Raw genomic sequence first — 2250 nt, 5'->3', positions numbered from 1 at the left:
AAATCACTCTTCAAGAGAACACCGTCAACGGCGTGCTGCGAGATGTCGTTGCGGATGAACCTTTGTCGGCGGATTTGTTGGGTTCCCACAAAATTGCACGTGGGGTCCTCGCATCGAATCTGGACAGACGTTCGTTACAGCCCTGCTTCTCCGAATGGGAAGGGTGTGACTGGTGTTAAACGTGATATGGGTTCGTTATGGGAATGTGTCAATCGACCCACCGTGGCGGCCACTCTGAGTACATACGCATCCCGCGGATTCGTCGGATCGCGACCGGTGACTTCGGCGATTCTCTTGAGTCGATACCGCACAGTATTTGGATGAACAAACAGCTGCCGGGCACAAGTCTCAACCGCACCTCCACAGTCGAGATATGCGTCCAAAGTGTCGGTGAGAACACCTCCGGCGGCCGCCAGCGGCGCGACCAGATGGTCGTTCAGAGCGGTGACCGCGGCGTTGTCCCCGAGCAGTGCGCGCTCGGGTAACAACTCGGCGGCGTGAACGGGCCGAGGGGCGCCCCGCCAGCCGGCGACCGCCTGCATCGCAGCGAGCGCCTCGACGGCACTGAAGTGCGCCGCACCCAGCGTCGGCGTGGTCGGCCCGATGATCACCGGCTCGTCCGAGAACTTGCCGAGCAGGTCGGTCATGAAACTCGAGTGCCCCGACCCCTCCTGGAGTTCGCCGCTGACGACCATCACGAGCCGCGAACCCTGCACCACGGCGAGGGCGGCGCGACCGTGCTTCTGCGCGATGGTGTGGACCGTGCCGACGACGGAGACCCGTTCGTCCTCGGGGGGAGTGCCGACGATGACGGTGGCGGGGGCGGTGGCGTCCCAGTTGAGGGTCGCCGCCCGCGACAACATGTCCGAACCCGTGTCACCACGGACCACGGCGTCGACCACGAGTGCCTCGAGCCGGGTGTCCCACGCACCGCGGGACTCCGCGGCACTCGCGTACACCGAGGCGGCCGCGAAACCCAGTTCGCGGCCGTAACGGAGGACGGCCTCGGTGAGGGCGATCAGCTGCTGGTCGTTGCGGGCGAGCGCCGGGAGCCACTGCTCGAAGAACTCCATCGCCACGCGGACCATGTCCACCGTCTGGCTGAGGGTGAGCCTGCGCGCGAGATCCTGCGGAATCACCTGGAACGCGTCCAGGCTGAACCGGATGTCGCTGTCCGGGTTCTTGAGCCACTCGAGGAAGTTGACGACCGCCGTCTGAACCAGCAACTGCACGTTGGAGCGTTGAGCGGCATCGAGGTCGTCGAAGAACGGCAGTTGATCCTGCATCGTCGTGACGGCCTCGGTCGAGAGGCGACCGGAGAACTGTTTGACGCGACGCAACAGTGCGTCGGGCAACGGATCCCGGGTTTGTCGTCTGCGGGAGACCAACGGACTCTGCTCGACCATAGTCAAGAACCTACGCCCACCGCCGCCCGTGTAGTCCGACGGACACACGGGCGGCGGTGGGGAGGATCTCGGCGTTACGCGCTGCCGGTGTCSGYRTASGAGACGGCCGCGGCGCGGACGTCGTCGATGCGGTACCGGTTGGCGGCYTCGACGGCCTTGGAGCGGTCGAGGGTGCCTTCGCCGGCGAGGGCGGACAGSACGGCGACGACGATGGATTCGGCGTCGACGTTGAAGTACCGGCGGGCGGCGGGGCGGGTGTCGGAGAARCCGAACCCGTCGGTGCCGAGGGTGGTGTACGAGCCGGGSACCCACTGGCGGATCTGRTCGGCGACGGCGCGCATCCAGTCCGAGGCCGCCACGAACGGGCCGGCGGCGTCGGACARSGCCTGCGTGACATACGGCAGCGGGGCGTCGGTGCCCGGGTCGCGCAGGGCCTGCTTCTCCCGTTCGATGCCGTCGCGGCGCAGTTCACCCCAGGAGGTGACCGACCACACGTCGGCGGCCACACCCCACTCGTCGGCGAGCAGTTCCTGGGCCCGCAGCCCCTCCGGCATGGTGACACCGGAGACCAGAATCTGGGCCCTAGGCGCGGAGCCTGCGGAGTGCCCGTGTTGAGGCGCGGAGCCTGCGGAGTGCCCATTATTAGGCGTGGAGCCGCCCGAAGCCTGCGATTTCTTGAACAGGTACATGCCCTTGAGCAGTCCGTCGACGTTGAGGTCGGCGGGTTCGGCGGGCTGGGAGTAGGGCTCGTTGTAGAGGGTGATGTAGTAGAAGATGTCCTCGCCACCGAACCCGTCCACGCCGTCGGTGCCGCCGTACATCCGGCGCAGACCGTCCTTGACGA

General features: G+C 66.4%; 2 protein-coding genes. Both read right to left on the bottom strand.

The annotated features are described in order from the left end of the window. Positions 1-134 precede the first annotated feature (134 nt). Complete coding sequence (locus tag AC1D1G_RS44500; RefSeq protein WP_005261202.1) at positions 135-1406, bottom strand: PucR family transcriptional regulator; 1272 nt, start codon at positions 1404-1406, stop codon at positions 135-137. A 74-nt stretch (positions 1407-1480) separates the two neighbouring features. Further along, a partial coding sequence (locus AC1D1G_RS44495) for a transketolase-like TK C-terminal-containing protein (protein ID WP_477956863.1) occupies positions 1481-2250 on the bottom strand: 770 nt, incomplete at its 5' end.

The organism is Rhodococcus sp. P3_B8 (assembly GCF_056402775.1).
Note: the sequence above shows the minus strand (reverse complement) of the source record. Positions and strands in the feature narration are given on the sequence as shown.